The following is a 13772-nucleotide window of genomic DNA, read 5'->3' as shown; positions in this document are numbered from 1 at the left end:
TGCTCGGTTACGCTCGGTTGAGCAGGCAGGATCGGCGACGGCAGAAGGGGCCGTGGCGCAGATGGCCGACGCACAGAGTGAAGCCGGACGGATCGGCGAAGTCATCCGTCAGGCACGCGTATTACAGCGGCGCTCGCAGAAGGACGTTGCCACCGCACTGGGTTACCACCAGTCGAAGGTGAGCCGCCTGGAGAACGGCAGGGGCACGGAGGACGTGCGCGTGCTGCGCGAGATCGCGAAGGTACTGGACATCCCACCGCAACGCCTCGGCCTCGCCGCTGCCCCCGACGCCAGCCCCAGCGATCCCGGAACCGAGGACATGCACCGCCGCACCTTCCTTGCCGCGAGCGTCGCCGCGCTCGCGGCAACGCCGACGCCGACCATGGCGCACCACGACCTGATCCAGGTCCTGCTGCCGGGACCGAGCCCCGCCGCCACCGGTGACTCCTCCGGTATCGACGAGCTGCGGGAGCGAGCGCGGACCGTGCGCCGGCTGTTCAGCACGTGCGACTACGCGAAACTGGAGCAGGCCCTGCCGGGCCTGATCGCCGACCTGCGCCAGGTCGCCGGCGGCTCCTCCGGTTCGGCGGAGGCGTCCGGGTTGCTCGCGACCACCTACCAGACGTCGGTGAGCCTGTTGCTGAAGCGAGCCGACCAGGGCAACGCCTGGCTCGCGGCCGGCCGGGCCATGGCCGAGGCGGAAAGGTCCGGGGACCCCGTCGTCCTCGCCGCCAGCGTCCGCGTTCACGCTCACGTGCTCGTACGGGAGAAGCACACAGCCCAAGCCGTGAACATGGTGCGCCACACGGTCGACCAGCTCAGCGGCTCCTACGACCGACGCTCGCCCCGATACCTGGCAGCGGTCGGCCTGCTGCTGCTCCGCGGAGCAACCGCCGCCAGCAGAAACGGCGACCGCGAAACCACCCGCGACTTCCTCACCGAGGCCAAAGAGGTGGCCCGCTACGTCGCATTCTACAGGCCGGACGCCTGGGCGAACTTCAGCCCGACCAACGTAGCCCTGCACGAGATCAGCGCGGCTGTCTCATTCGGCGACGCCGGAATCGCCCTCCAAACCGCTCGCCCCCTCATGCGGCGGCACATCCCCGTCCCCGAGCGACGGGCCGCGCTCTGGGTGGAGGCCGCCCGCGCCTACAGTCAGCAGGGCAGACTCGCCGACGGCTACCAGGCCCTGCGCATCGCCGAGAGGTGCGCGGCACAGGATGTCCGCCGCCCGGCCGTACGCGAACTGGTCGCCGACATGGCAGCCCGTGACCGTCGCCGGGCGCTGCCCGAGCTCCACCACTTCAGCCGCCAACTGGGAGTGCCCGCGTGAGTGACCAGCACGACAAGCCGTTTCTCCAGATCGTGGTCTGCGCAGCCGGGGTCGCCGCCGACGTCGGCCGACTGATCACGGCAGCACAGGAACGGCACTGGGACGTCGGCGTCGTAGCCACCCCGCAAGGAGTCGGCTTCCTTGATGCTGAGGCGGTCGAGGCCCGGACCGGCCGCCCCATCCGCTCGGCCTGGCGGACACCGGGCGAGCCACGCCCGAGCCGGCCTACGGATGCGATCGCGGTCGCCCCGGCCACCTTCAACACGGTCAACAAGTGGGCCGCCGGGATCTCCGACAATCTCGCGCTGGGCATCCTGTGCGAGGCGCCCGCCATGGGTGTACCGGTCGCCGTGCTGCCGTACGTGAACTCCGCCCAGGCCGCTCACCCTGCATACCGACGGAGTCTGGACCTGCTGCGCGAGATGGGTGTCTTGATCGGCTCCTACGAGCCTCACCGGCCGAAGGCGGGCGGCGGGGCCGACCGCTACCGCTGGGAGGAAGTGCTGGAGCTGCTTGCCCCGAGGCTGTCCGCGCGGTCGTGATCAGCGCCGACGTGCTCGCGGCTGCGGGGGCGAGACGGTGGTTGCCTCGTGGGCCAGAGAGCCGGGTGTCCCATTGGGCCGTGCTGCGCTGTGGGCCTGTACTGCACGGGCGCGTGCGTTGGGCGTCGGCCGTGCGCTCAAGCGTTGAATTCGCCATGTCAACGTCCTTGCGGGGGAGCGGGCGTCATCCAGGGCACGTAGGTCGGTGGCCTGTCTGAGGAGTCGCTCAGGGTCGTGCCCGAATGCTTCCGCTTCGGCGAGTGCGGCAGTGAGGGCAGCAATCGAGGGATCTGCGAGGACGTGCTCTGAGTGCTCGGGTACGGCCCGACGGATGTGGTGGATGTGCCGGTCCCCAGTCGGTTGTGGCGGTCGGCGCCGGATGAGGGCGGTCAGGGGCGCGGTTGCTGCCTGGTCGTAGGCGGCTTGTAGGTGGAGCAGGGTCTGCTGGGCTGCGGCGACCTGCTGGTCGTGGTGGCGGAGCTGGTGCCAGCGGGAGACTGCGATGGTGACCAGGATCGCGGCATCGAGGAGCATCGCCAGCGCCGTACCGTCGCTTGGTGCGGGCTCGCGGAGCATCGCACGTGTGGCGCTTCGCAGGGCACGGGCGTGGTGGTGTTCGGCCTGAATACGGGAGCGCGTGGCGCGCTCGAAGGCGGAAGAGGCTTCACGGAGCTGGGCGCGGATGGGTGCGGGAGCGAGGAGGGGCAGGACGTCGAGGGCTTCACCGAAGGCGGCGAGGTGGGCCTGGGAGGCTCCATCGTCGTGACCGCTGAGGTGGTGCGGGATGCGCTCGGTAGCGGCAGTGGCCTGGTGCCAAGGGTTGGGAGAGCGAGGAGAGCGCCTGCTCGGCTGGTTGGCGGGCTCCGGCTCGGTGGCCTCCAGGCGTGCTCGGATCCTGGGGAGGGACAGGTCCGGGGCGAGTGTGGAGCCGGAGTACCAGATGGGTTCCTTGCCGGCGGTGAGGTTGTCTTCGCTGGCGACCTTGTAGCCGCGTACGTCGCCGGAAGGGAAGTACACGGCTTCGACCAACACACCTTCGGTGCGGCTGAGCAGGCGGATGAACTCCTCGGTGCTGGTGGAGGCGGCCACGGCAGTGCGGACGATGGTGCGCAGGCGTTCACGAGCCGACATGTCCCGGCCTTGGCGGTGTGCCTTTTCCTGCTCGGCGCGAGTGGAGCGTCTGGCGGCGGTGCGGTCTCCCCGGACGACTTGAAGGAGTCCGTACTCCTTCTCGATGGTGACGAGTTCGCGGTCCGCGGTGAGGTAGTCGTTCCAGTGGCGGGCGGGGCGGAGGTCGCCGCGGACCTTGGTTGCGACGATGTGGATGTGGTCGGGGGCGTGACGGACGGCGACCCAGCGGCAGCCGTCCGGGTCGTCTTGTGGCGCTATGCCGGTGGCGGCCACGACGCGGCGGGCTATGTCGGCCCACTCCTCGTCGCTGAGGTGCCGGTCGGTTGTGGCGGCGCGGAGGGAACAGTGCCAGACGTGCCGCTCGGGTGCGCGGCCAAGTCGGCGGGCTTGCTTGACGCGGAGGTCGAGGTCAGCCACGAGAAGCCGCTTTGTGGCGGTGAAGTCATTTGTGCGGCCGGGGTCGGGGGCGAAGCCGTCCCAGGAGGCGACGAGGTGGGGATCGGTGTGGTCTTTGGCCTTCATAGTGTCGAACAGGTAGCGGATCAGGCCGGCCGTGTCCTTTCCGCTGCTGATCTTGGCGATCACCGGGCGGCCTTGTTGATGACGGCCTGGTTTGCAGCCACGGCGATCTCGCTGATGGCCGCTCGAACCGCGCCCAGGGTGCGTTCGGCCTGAGCGAGGACGGAGGTATCCCCGGGATGTGGATGACCGCCGGAGTTGAGCTTCCGGGCGATCTGGTTGGCGTTGTTGCCGATCTTGGCGACCTGCTCGCGCAGGGCGGTCAGCTCGTCGATGTAGTCGTCCAGCGGCGTACGCTGGCCCGGAAGGGTGAGGTCGCCGTGGATGTGGGCCATGACGACGGCGCCGACGTAGTGGGCGCCGGCGATGTTGAGGGACCGGGCCTTGGCGAGGATGGTGCCCTTCTCTTCGACGCTGTAGCGCACATCGACGCGTTCCTTGCGCTGGGTGTCTTTGCGCTTGCGGCGACGGGCGATGCGGTGCAGGGCGGCGGCTTCGGCGGCACGCGGCAGGACGACGGGCGTGGCCTGGACGCGTTGTCCCTCCTCGGGTGCCCCCTGGCTCCCGAGAGTCTCCGCCACCCCCGGGGCGGAACTCCCGTTGGACCGGCCCTTGGACGGTCCAACGGCATACCTTGCTGGCTGGGTGACGCTTGTGGTCATCTCCCGCTGTCCGGCGGGCAGCTCACGTCGGGCTTCGTGCATCGGGGCAGTCCTTACTAGGAGTCGGCGGACGGGATGTGCCTGGGGTGGTCGGCTCCGCCCTATGTCCACTCGCTGAGCAGCGCGATGACGGGCGGTACCGACCGGTGAACGCGCTAGGAGACGCGCTCGGGCATACGGTCGAGTTCGGCCTGCAGGCGGCGTGTGATCTCGGTGAGGCGGTCTTTGCCGACGGGGTGGCCCTGGGCTCGGATCGCCGCTTCGACGTGGCGGCGGGAGATACGTCCTTGGCGGCCCAGGGGCGCGGCGCGGCCGAGAGCCAGGAGCGTTTCCGTGGAAGCGCTGGGCTGCCGACCCTTGATCGGGCTGTGGGGCTGACGCGCATCCGCCACTTCGACCGGGGGGTCCGCCACGTCCGCGATGTCCTCCGCCACAACTTCGGGCCGTGCTTGTGCCGCGCCCTTCGAGGCATCGGCCGTGTCGCTGTTCAGAGCGGGCCGCCGCACGTTCTCGACGTGAGTGTGGCGCTGATCACTGACCGGCTCAGTCGAGTGCCGACCAGTGGGGTGGCGGCGTATGACGAGATCCAGGTGGACGGCTCCGGCGAGCGCGAGCGGGGCGATGGCCGACAGGGCACCGACGGTGACATCGTCCAGGTGGAGCCCGGCTGCGTCGCCCTCCTGGTTGAGACGGACGGCGTGCAGGGCGTTCGCCCAGATGCTCGTGATGGTGGCGATGCCGACGAGGGCCCAGACGTAGAGGCGAGATCGCCAGGGGGCGGCGCGCAGGATGAGCAGGGCCGCGACGCCGATGGCGATGAACCCGTCGATCACGAGGGGGAAGGCGTACGTCAGCATTCCGCGGATGTGGATGGCCACTGCCATCTGCCGCAGGGCGTCGTACGAGAGGGCGAAGCCGATCGTGCCGACCAGAGCGACTCCCAGGCGGATCGCGGCGGTCATGGTCGGTACTGGGGTCGCGGTGGTGCGTACGGGCAAGCGGGTTCTCCAATCGGGGAGGGCTGGTGGGCAGCGCGGTGGCGGACCCGTCGCACCCGTCGCACGGCTGGTCAGAGCAGGTACGGGTGACCGTCGTGGTACGAGACGACTCGTCGCAGCGACGACACCCGTCACGGGGTTGACCTGCGATGCGACGGGTGCGACGAGTCCTTACGGGTGCGGGCCCGGGTTCATCGGGGTGCTCTCGTCACTGCTCTCGGAAGCGGATTCCTCCGGGCAGTACCGCGCCCAGGCGTCGGTGAAGCGGAGGCGCGCGAAGCCCTTGGCCTGTCTGCCGCCCTCGAAGCGGAGGGTGGCGGCCTTAATGTCGAAGTCCTTCAGGAGGAGCCCGAGGTGGCGTGGGCTGAGGCCGGTGGTGCCGTACTCGGCCCACGGAGCCTCCTGGTCCTTGAGAAGCTCCTCCAGCAGGTCCCGGGTACGCATGATGTCCGGGTCGCCGCAGCGGGCGAAGGCGCGCCGGACATCATGCAGCAGGCGGGTCTTGAGGTTGGACTCGTCGTCCTTGTCCGCCTCGGCAGCGCACATGGCCGCGCAGGCAGCACGTGCGTCCTCGGGCCAGGTGCCGCCGGCCAGCTCCGCGACGATCACGAGCGGTTCCCAGGTGTCCGCCGCGCGGTCCTGCACCGGCATCCGCGGTACCAGGCCCTCGGCGGTGTCCAGGAGCGGACGGATCCAGGCCGCCAGGCGGTCCCGCAGAGCGTGCAGGGCGGGGATGTCGCGGCGGGAGCGGAACTGTTCGACGCGCTCGCCGTCCTTGCGGCGCTGCATGCGGATCACCACCGCCCGGTCCATGACCGTGTCCGGCAGGGCACCGATGCCGGCAAGCGCGGCCATGGCGAAGGTGGGGAACTTCCGCGTCTTGTGCTCGGGGCCGGAGATCCGCAGGGCGGGCCGGTTGCGCTGGTGGCCGGCGTTGAGCAGGCCGCGCAGTTCCTCGTTCTTCTCTGCGGCCTTGATGCTGCCGAAGATGGTGTCGGCCTCGTCCACCAGCAGAGTGGGCGGGTCGTCACCGATGGCACGGAAGACGACGGCCGGGCTGGTGTTCACGGTGATCAGCGGGTCGTGCGCCGTCTCCGTGATCACGTCCAGCAGGCGGGACTTGCCGCACCGCTTCGCCGGGCCGACCACCGCCAGGCGCGGTGCGTGCTGCAGTGCGGGCTGGATGTGCGTGGCCGCCACCCACAGTGTGACGGCGGTCAGCGCGTCACCGTTGGGCAGGATTACGTACCGGGCGATCGCTGCGCGCAGCTCGTCCAGCAGGCCGGCGCCTTCGTCGGAGCTATCCGCTCGACCGCGCTCGCTGGATGAGGGATCGGACGCCGGGCCCTGGCCGGGGATGGCCACGGGCGGCCAAGACGGGGTGACGGCGGGTGCGGTGGGGGTTGAAGAGGTCGTAGATTCGTCCACAGGCGTTCCTCCCTGGTGAGTTCGGACGGGCAAGGTCCGGATTCACCGAGACAGATCGTTTTCTGGCAAGGGGCGATGAGGGCAGGGACCGCGCGGCTCCCGGCGGTGGCTCGCCGGGAGCCGCTTCGCTTTCCCTGTGGGGCGGTCTCAGACGGCGAGGTCGTACGCGGCCTGGGCGTTGAGCCAGGCGTCCACCTCGGCCCAGCGGTAGCGCAGGTGGCGGCCGACCTTGTGCACGTTCGGGCCGATGCCCCGGTACTTCCACTGGTAGAGCGTCTTCACCGGCACCCCGAGGTACTCGGCAACTTCCGCCGGGGCGGCCAGGGGGCCGCGTCGGTTGGGGTCGATGACGGTGTGGGCAGGGCGGGGGGAAAGGCGCGGCATAGGACTCCTTTTTCGGTTTCGGACAACTGCGTGGACAACACAGCCACACCCTGGGCGGAGAAGTCCAGAGTTGGTTCTAGAAGACTCCAGAAGTTCCCGTTGGTGAGCACGGGAGGCAATACCGTAAGGGCGAATTGGCGGTTGACCAAAAAATCGGCGCCAGGGTGACAGGCTGTTCGTAATCCCAGGTGATGGTCCATCGTCGATGGATGCAGTCAGCTACACTGCGCTCGCTTTCCGGCGAGCGTAATCTGCAGCGGAGCCCTCTGGGTGTCGCGTGTGTGGCATTAGTCGGGGCGGTCGTTGATTCGGCGGTGCGCGACTTCTGTAGGGTTTAAGAACCAACTATTGCCAAAAAGGTCGGCCGCACGTTACAGCTACGTGTTATGGCAACTCGACCCATAGAAATCGGCCCTGCCGGTCTCCATACCGCCCAGGCGATAGAGCACGTGCGCCTCAACCGCGGCCTCACTCAGCAGCAACTTGCGGCTGGCTGTGCGGCTCTGGGGCGCCCGATGACCAACACCGCTCTCAGCCGTACGGAACGCGCCCGCCGCCGTTGTGACGTCGACGACCTCGTGGTGATCGCTGCCGTGCTCGGAGTTCCTCCGACGGCCCTGCTTCTTCCGTTCGCCTCTTCACCCGGTACCGATCGGGAGGGACGCTAGTTGGCCCGCGTCTGGATCGAGGACCGCATCGGTCACGCGGCTTACGCGCGTGCGGTGACCGAAGCCAAGCGAGTGGGGCGCACCCCACCTGGGCGCTACCGGGTTCGCTGGTACGGCCCGGACGGCAAGCCGAAGATGAAGACCTTGGCCCGCAAGGTCGATGCCGACGCCGAGCGATTGAAGGTGGAGTCGCGTCTCAACGACGGCTCCTACCGCGACCCGGCTGCCGCGCGCGCCAAGTTCGCTGAGGTCGCGGACTCATGGCTCGCCGCCCAGATTCACTTGAAGCGTTCCACGCGCAACCGGTATCGGGGTGTTCTGGACGTCCATGTGATCCCCAGGTGGGGCACCACCTCCCTCGACCGTATCCATTTCGAGGACATCGCCGAGTGGCTGGCGGACCTGCTCTCCGGCCAGGCGACGGGTGGCCGGAAGCTCAGCCCGCGATCGGTCCGCAAGGCGTATGTGGTGCTGAGTCGTGTCCTCGGCTACGCGGTCAAGGCCCGCCGCCTGGCCGTGAATCCCGCCCTCGGGGTGCCCCTGCCGAAGCCGGCTCCGACCGACCACGTGTACCTCGACGACATGCAGGTCGAGGCACTGGCGAACGCGGCAGGTGCCTACCGGGTGTTCATCCAACTCTTGGCCTATACCGGTCTGCGGTGGGGCGAAGCGTCGGCGTTGAAGGTGGGCCGTGTGGACCTGGCTGCCTGCAGGGCCCACATCGTCGAGGCGTACGTCGAGGACAACGGCAAGCTCTACCTCGACACCCCCAAGAACCACGAGCGCCGGTCCGTGCCGATCCCGCGCTTCCTTGCCGAGGAGCTGAAGCCCCACGTCGAGAAACGGGACGATGAGGAGTTGCTCTTCACGGCCCCCCAGGGCGGCCCCCTACGAGCACGCAACTTCCGTCAGCGGTTCTTCGCGCCGGCGGTCATTCGGGCGGGGCTGGGGCATCTCAGGGTCACCCCGCACAAGCTGCGACACACGGCAGCCTCGCTGGCCATCGCCAGTGGCGCGGACGTCAACGTCGTTCAGACGATGCTGGGTCACAAGTCGGCGACTCTGACCCTGGACACGTACGGACACCTCTTCCCGGACCGCCTGGACGAGGTGTCGAAGAAGATGCACAAGCGGCGCTCCAAGCAGTTGGCCAAGGCGAAGGCCAAGCTGGAGAAGGCGGAGCGGAAGGCCCGAGAGGCCGCAGTAGCGGTGGCCGTTCTGGAGGAGGGCTCCGCGTGACGTGTGTCTGATCCGTGCTGGGAAACCGCGGTCAAGGGCGTCGTTCGTCGCTCCGCGCGGTGGCGCGGCGCACTCCGGACTGTCTTCGAGTCAGGTCAGCCGCGGCCGGGAAGCCCTTTCCCGTGCGCGGTCGACGGCCTCTGCGGTCGCATCGCCGGCCAGCCGCTCGATCTCCTCGGGTACCTCCCGTTGGTCAAGCACGAAGAGCCTGCCGTCGACGAATCGAGTGGCCACCTTCCAGCCGAGGCGTCCTCCGGCCTCCCGAGCGGCTCGTCGAAGGTCTTTGAGTTCACCCATCTCGGTAAGGTCCTCGCGGCCGAGAACCAGCTGGCCGTAGTAGCCCTCGTACATGGGGTTCAGGCCGGCGCGCATCAACGTCTCCAGCCGGTCGACCAGCTTCTCGTACCGGCGTCGGGCCAGCTCGGCCTCTGAGGGCATCTCGCACAGCTCCCCACCTCTGCCCGCAGCCGCGTGTGTGCCATATGTGTGCCGCGAGTACGAAGGCCCTCCCGTCCGGTGGACGGAAGGGCCTCTGACCAGGTGTTTCTCTGTGCCCCCGGCAGGATTCGAACCTGCGACACCCGCTTTAGGAGAGCGGTGCTCTATCCCCTGAGCTACGGAGGCGGGGCGTGGAAGCGCGGGGCGCTTCCGGGTGGTGCGGGCGCGGGGTGGGCCGCGCCAGGCGCCAGTGTAGCGGGTGGGGGTCGGCTGGGGTGGGTGGGCCGCCGGGCGGAGGCGTGCGCTGCGCCGCGGCATGACTGGCAGCGGTGGGCCTCCGCCCGACGGGGCGGTGGGCCGGGGCGGGGACGCGGGGAGGCGACCCGCCCCGGCGGAGGTGCCCGGTCAGGGGCCCGGCCGCCTCGGCGGCGGCATCCGGTCGGGGTCGAACCTACGGCGGGGGTGTCCGACCGGGGCCGCCCGGCCCGGCGGTCGTACCAGGTCGAGGCGGCCCGCTCCGGTGGAGGTAGCCGATGGGGCCGCCCGCCCCCGGCGGGGACACGGGCAGCCGCCCCCACCGGCGGGGACGCGGGGAGCCGCCCCCACCCGCCCGGGCCCCCACCCGCCCGGGCCCCCACCCGGCCGGGCCCCGGCCCGGTCGGTCAGATGAATCGGGTGGGTGGGGTGTGGGGGGCCAGGGGGTTGGGGAGGGTGCCGATGAGTTGGAGGGCGGCGGAGGGGTCGGAGAGGTCGACCATCTGCTGGTTGTTCCGCAGCTGGAGGCGGTTCAGGCAGGACAGGGCGAAGCGCTCGGTGAACAGGTCGTAGTGGCGGAACCGGTCGGCCAGGTGGGGGACGGAGCGCTCGTAGTCGGCGACGCATTCGGCGACGGTGCGCCAGAAGGTGTCCTGGTCGAGGGTGCCGTCGGTGGCCAGCTGGGCGCTGAGGAAGCGGAAGAAGCAGTCGAAGACGTCGGTGAAGATCGACAGCAGCTTCTGGTCGTCGGGGATGTCGGCGCGGATGCGCTGCACGGCCGGCGGCAGGGGCGCGGCCGGGTCCATGACGACGATCTCCTCGGCGATGTCCTTGAAGATCACCCGGTCCACCGCGCCGGCCTCGTCCAGCACCATGATCACGTTCTCGCCGTGCGGCATGAAGGCCAGGTCGTAGGCGTAGAAGCTGTGCAGCAGCGGGGTGAGGTAGGCGTCCAGGTAGCGGCGCAGCCACTGCTCGGGGGCCAGCCCGGAGCGGTTGACCAGGGCGGTGGCGAAGGACGCCCCGGCCCGGTCGGTGTGCAGCAGGGAGGCCATGGTGGCCAGCCGTTCGCCGTCCCGCAGTCGGGGGACCGGGCTCTCCCGCCAGAGGGCGGCGAGCATCTTCCGGTACGGCGAGTAGCGGTCGGTGGCGGCCTCGTACTGGCGGTGCCGGTAGCCGATGGCCGCGCGTTCCCGGATGATCGTCAGGCCGGTGCGGCGGAAGACGTCGTCGGCGGCGATCAGCTCGGCGAGCCAGTCGTTGATGGCGGGGGTGGCTTCCATGTACGCCGCCGACAGGCCGCGCATGAAGCCCATGTTGAGGACGGACAGCGCCGTCTTCACGTAGTGCTTTTCGGGCGCGCTGGTGTTGAAGAAGGTGCGGATGGACTGCTGGGCGAGGTAGTGGTCCTCGCCCTCGCCGAGGAGTACCAGGCGCCGGGACGCCAGCTCGCCGGCGAAGGTCACCGACATCTTGTTCCACCACTGCCACGGGTGCACCGGGATGAGCCGGTAGTCGGCGAGGTCCAGGCCCAGGCCGGCCATGGTCCGCGCGAAGCGGGCGAGCTGCGCCTCGCCGAGTTCCTCCCGGACGAGGGTGTCGTAGTCCAGGTCGGCGGCGCAGGTGAAGGTGGCGTGGTCGCGGTGGGCGGCCAGCCAGACCAGCCGGACCGGGGTCGCGGCCTCCGGGGCGTACGCGTGGTACTCGTGCACGCCGAAGCCGAGCCGGCCGTTGTTGGCGACGAAGCACGGGTGGCCCTCGGTCATCCCGGTCTCGACGGCCTGGAAGTCCGCGGTGGCGGCGAGCTCGGCGGCGGGGATCTCCGGGCCGGTGAGCTTGTAGGCGGTGCCGGCGAGGGTGGAGCCGACCTCCTCCAGGTACACCGGCAGGATCGCGTCGTCGATGCCGAGGGTGCGGCGCAGCTCGATGAAGAAGTCGATCGCGTCGAGGGGCAGCTCGGCGCCGTCGCGGTGCCGGGTGATGCTGCCGGCGTCGACCTGCCAGTGGTCCAGGGCCAGCCGTCGCGCGGCGAAGCGGTACTCGGTGGCCTCGTCGTCGGAGCGGACCGACCAGCCGCCGTCGGGCAGCGGAAGGGGGTCCAGTAGCCGTTCGTGGGCGAACTCCGCCAGCGCCTTGCGGATCAGCTGCCGGCCGGCCCGGGCCCACAGCTCGGGGGTGAGGTGGGCGATGGGGGAGACCGTCCCGCCGGTGGGCGCGGTGGGTGCGGTGGGTTCCAGGGGCAGGGCGGTGGTCATGCGGGTACTCCTCGGGTGGCCAGGAACTGCTCGCGCGTGCAGACGCTCAGCAGCGCCTCCTTCTCCGGCTTCCGGATCGGGCCGACGACCTCGAAGCCGACCGCGGCGTTGAGGGCGTGCACCGCCGTGTTCCGTACGTCGGGCTCGACGACGACGCGGCGGGCGTCCGGCTCGGCGAAGAGGAACTCCATGACCGTGGTGATCACGGCGCGGGTGAAGCCGTGCAGCGGGGTGTCGGTGGGCGCGCACAGGAAGTGCATGCCGACGTCGCCGGGCCGGGGCCGGTAGAGGCCGACGAGTTCCACGTGGGCCGGGTCGTAGCGCTCGACGAGGAAGGCGGGCCGGCCCTGGTGCAGGCCGATGAAGGCCTCGTGGTGCGGGTGGTCCGCGATCCGGCGGTACTCCTGTGCCACCTCCGCCACGGTCGCGTCCTGCATCATCCAGAACGCCGCCTTGGGGTGGGTGATCCAGCCGTGCAGCAGCGCCGCGTCGCGGTCCGGGTCCAGGGTGCGGACCGCGAACCCGCCCAGCCGGGGGTCGGTGGCGGTGAACAGCGTGTCAGACAAGGGTCGGCTCTCCCTGGGGCGCACCGAACTCCTGGAAGGCGATGCTCTTCTCGATCGGGTAGTGCTCGCGGCCGAGGAGTTCCCGGATGATCCACGAGTTGCGGTAGGGGCCCATGCCCAGGTCGGGCGAGGTGATGCTGTGGGTGTGGGTGCCGCCGTTCTGCAGGAAGACGCCGCGCCCGGTGGTGTCGATGCTGTAGTTGCGGGCGACGTCGAAGCGGCCGTGGCCGTCCCAGCGGAGCCGGTCGCGTACCGGCTCCAGGAACGCGGGGGTCCGGTAGCGGTAGCCGGTGGCCAGTACCAGCCCCTGGGTGGTGAGCGAGAAGTCCCGGTCCTGTTCGGCGTGGTGCAGGCCGAGCGTGTAGGTGGCGGTGGCCTCGTCGTAGGCGGCGGTGGTCAGCGCGGTGTTGGTGAGCAGCCGGGTGGGCACCGGGCCGCCGATGCTCTTCTGGTAGAGCAGTTCGTAGATCCCGTTGACCAGGTCCGCGTCGATGCCCTTGAACAGGCCCTTCTGCTCGCTCTCCAGCCGGTAGCGGGTCTCCTCCGGCAGGGCGTGGAAGTAGTCCACGTACTCCGGGGAGGTCATCTCCAGGGTGAGCTTGGTGTACTCCAGCGGGAAGAACCGGGGTGAGCGGGTCACCCAGTTGAGCCGGTACCCGTGGGTGTCGATGTCGGCGAGCAGGTCCTGGTAGATCTCGGCGGCGCTCTGCCCGCTGCCGACGACCGTGATGGACTCCTTCGCCTGCAGGGCGGCCTTGTTGGGCAGGTAGTGCGCGTTGTGGATCAGGTCGCCGCCCAGGCCCTGGCAGGCGTCCGGGATGAACGGCGGGGTGCCGGTGCCCAGGACGAGGTGGCGGGCGCGGTGGGTGGTGGTCTCGCCGGTGGCCGCCTGGTGGGCGTGGACGGTGTAGAGCCCGTCCCGCTCGTCGTACTCCACCCGGGTCACGGTGTGCCCGAAGCGGACGCTGCGCAGCTTGCCGGCCGCCCAGCGGCAGTAGTCGTTGTACTCGGCACGCAGCGGGTAGAAGATCTCCCGGATGTAGAAGGAGTACATCCGGCCGGACTCCTTCACGTAGTTGAGGAAGGAGTACGGGGAGGTGGGGTCGGCCAGCGTGACCAGGTCGGCCATGAACGGCGTCTGCAGGGTGACACCGTCGAGCAGCATGCCGGGGTGCCAGTCGAAGTCCGGCTTGCTCTCCAGGAACAGGCCGTCGAGTTCCTCGATGGGTTCGGTCAGGCAGGCCAGGCCCAGGTTGTAGGGGCCGAGGCCGATGCCGATGAAGTCGTGGGTGGACATGGGGTTCCTTCGGGTTGCCGTGCGCCGGGTGGCGTGAGTTGCCCGGGTGTTCCGGGG

13 protein-coding genes and 1 tRNA gene are annotated in these 13772 nt (G+C 69.8%); 4 read left to right on the top strand and 10 right to left on the bottom strand.

Going from position 1 to position 13772, the window contains the following annotated elements; translation table 11 throughout:
- The first annotated feature begins 61 nt into the window (after positions 1 to 61).
- On the top strand, positions 62 to 1333 hold the full coding sequence (locus tag ACH4B3_RS04160) for a helix-turn-helix domain-containing protein (protein ID WP_398461580.1): 1272 nt from the start codon (positions 62 to 64) through the stop codon (positions 1331 to 1333).
- Entirely contained in the window at positions 1330 to 1875 is a 546-nt protein-coding gene (locus ACH4B3_RS04155; RefSeq protein WP_392133222.1) for a flavoprotein, read from the top strand. The genes ACH4B3_RS04160 and ACH4B3_RS04155 overlap by 4 nt, the downstream gene beginning before the upstream one ends.
- Here ACH4B3_RS04155 and ACH4B3_RS04150 read toward each other — a convergent pair whose 3' ends face one another.
- The 5 genes from ACH4B3_RS04150 to ACH4B3_RS04130 all read right to left on the bottom strand — a co-directional run bounded on the left by ACH4B3_RS04150 (position 1876) and on the right by ACH4B3_RS04130 (position 6997).
- Positions 1876 to 3591, bottom strand: coding sequence for a relaxase/mobilization nuclease domain-containing protein (locus tag ACH4B3_RS04150; RefSeq protein WP_398461152.1), 1716 nt, complete (start codon positions 3589 to 3591; stop codon positions 1876 to 1878).
- Positions 3588 to 4229 carry a plasmid mobilization relaxosome protein MobC gene (gene mobC / locus ACH4B3_RS04145; RefSeq protein WP_398461151.1) on the bottom strand — a complete coding sequence of 214 codons (642 nt, stop codon included), beginning with the start codon at positions 4227 to 4229 and terminating at the stop codon, positions 3588 to 3590. Before mobC ends, ACH4B3_RS04150 begins: the two co-directional genes overlap by 4 nt.
- Positions 4230 to 4342: 113 nt before the next feature.
- A complete protein-coding gene (locus ACH4B3_RS04140; RefSeq protein WP_398461150.1) occupies positions 4343 to 5149 on the bottom strand; it encodes a DUF2637 domain-containing protein in 807 nt (268 codons plus the stop codon).
- A 207-nt stretch (positions 5150 to 5356) separates the two neighbouring features.
- Positions 5357 to 6613, bottom strand: coding sequence for a DUF3631 domain-containing protein (locus tag ACH4B3_RS04135; protein WP_398461149.1), 1257 nt, complete (start codon positions 6611 to 6613; stop codon positions 5357 to 5359).
- A 147-nt stretch (positions 6614 to 6760) separates the two neighbouring features.
- Positions 6761 to 6997 carry a helix-turn-helix transcriptional regulator gene (locus ACH4B3_RS04130; protein WP_392133230.1) on the bottom strand — a complete coding sequence of 79 codons (237 nt, stop codon included), beginning with the start codon at positions 6995 to 6997 and terminating at the stop codon, positions 6761 to 6763.
- Positions 6998 to 7383: 386 nt separating this feature from the next.
- Between ACH4B3_RS04130 and ACH4B3_RS04125 the strand changes: the two genes are divergently transcribed.
- On the top strand, positions 7384 to 7665 hold the full coding sequence (locus tag ACH4B3_RS04125; protein WP_087808844.1) for a helix-turn-helix domain-containing protein: 282 nt from the start codon (positions 7384 to 7386) through the stop codon (positions 7663 to 7665).
- 54 nt (positions 7666 to 7719) lie between these two features.
- Positions 7720 to 8904 carry a tyrosine-type recombinase/integrase gene (locus ACH4B3_RS04120; protein ID WP_398461148.1) on the top strand — a complete coding sequence of 395 codons (1185 nt, stop codon included), beginning with the start codon at positions 7720 to 7722 and terminating at the stop codon, positions 8902 to 8904.
- 90 nt (positions 8905 to 8994) lie between these two features.
- On the opposite strand, the gene ACH4B3_RS04115 is transcribed toward ACH4B3_RS04120, so the two are convergent.
- The 5 genes from ACH4B3_RS04115 to ACH4B3_RS04095 all read right to left on the bottom strand — a co-directional run bounded on the left by ACH4B3_RS04115 (position 8995) and on the right by ACH4B3_RS04095 (position 13715).
- On the bottom strand, positions 8995 to 9342 hold the full coding sequence (locus tag ACH4B3_RS04115; protein ID WP_398461147.1) for a hypothetical protein: 348 nt from the start codon (positions 9340 to 9342) through the stop codon (positions 8995 to 8997).
- A 113-nt stretch (positions 9343 to 9455) separates the two neighbouring features.
- Positions 9456 to 9528 (bottom strand) — tRNA-Arg (locus ACH4B3_RS04110).
- Between the two features lie 476 nt (positions 9529 to 10004).
- Complete coding sequence (locus ACH4B3_RS04105) at positions 10005 to 11852, bottom strand: IucA/IucC family protein (RefSeq protein ID WP_398461146.1); 1848 nt, start codon at positions 11850 to 11852, stop codon at positions 10005 to 10007.
- Positions 11849 to 12418, bottom strand: coding sequence for a GNAT family N-acetyltransferase (locus ACH4B3_RS04100; RefSeq protein WP_398461145.1), 570 nt, complete (start codon positions 12416 to 12418; stop codon positions 11849 to 11851). The genes ACH4B3_RS04105 and ACH4B3_RS04100 overlap by 4 nt, the downstream gene beginning before the upstream one ends.
- Positions 12411 to 13715, bottom strand: a complete 1305-nt coding sequence (locus tag ACH4B3_RS04095; RefSeq protein ID WP_398461144.1) for a lysine N(6)-hydroxylase/L-ornithine N(5)-oxygenase family protein — start codon at positions 13713 to 13715, stop codon at positions 12411 to 12413. The genes ACH4B3_RS04100 and ACH4B3_RS04095 overlap by 8 nt, the downstream gene beginning before the upstream one ends.
- Positions 13716 to 13772: the final 57 nt, after the last annotated feature.

The organism is Streptomyces sp. NPDC018031 (assembly GCF_044327625.1).
Classification (GTDB): domain Bacteria; phylum Actinomycetota; class Actinomycetes; order Streptomycetales; family Streptomycetaceae; genus Streptomyces.
This window is presented reverse-complemented; position numbering and strand designations above follow the sequence as displayed.